This is a genomic window from Pseudomonas sp. PNPG3, from assembly GCF_023093815.1.
GTDB classification, from domain to species: Bacteria; Pseudomonadota; Gammaproteobacteria; order Pseudomonadales; family Pseudomonadaceae; genus Aquipseudomonas; species Aquipseudomonas asiatica.
Map to the genome: position 1 here is coordinate 1 of NZ_JALLKV010000166.1, position 311 is coordinate 311.

Sequence of the window (311 nt, forward strand, 5' to 3'; positions counted from 1 at the left end):
TGAGGCCGATCGGCACGCGACTGCCGCTCGGCGACTACATCCTGCAGCTCTGGGAGCGCCGCCACTTCATCTGGATGGACGCGCGGCATCGCGCCGCCACCCAGAACGCCCGCAACCGTCTGGGCAACCTCTGGCTGATCCTTCGGCCGATGGTCGACGCGTCCTTCTACTTCGTGATCTTCGGTCTCCTGCTCGGCGCGCGTGCCGGTGTCGAGAACTTCCCGGCCTTCATCGTCATCGGCATCCTGATGTATCGATCGACTTCCAGTGCTATCGGTGCCGGTGCGGGAACTCTTAATGCAGGGAAGGCG

The 311-nt window shown here is 64.0% G+C and carries 1 pseudogene; it reads left to right on the forward strand.

Annotation, left to right across the window (positions count from 1 at the left end):
* Positions 1 to 311: pseudogene (locus MJ643_RS30575) on the forward strand (hypothetical protein); the annotation flags it as partial.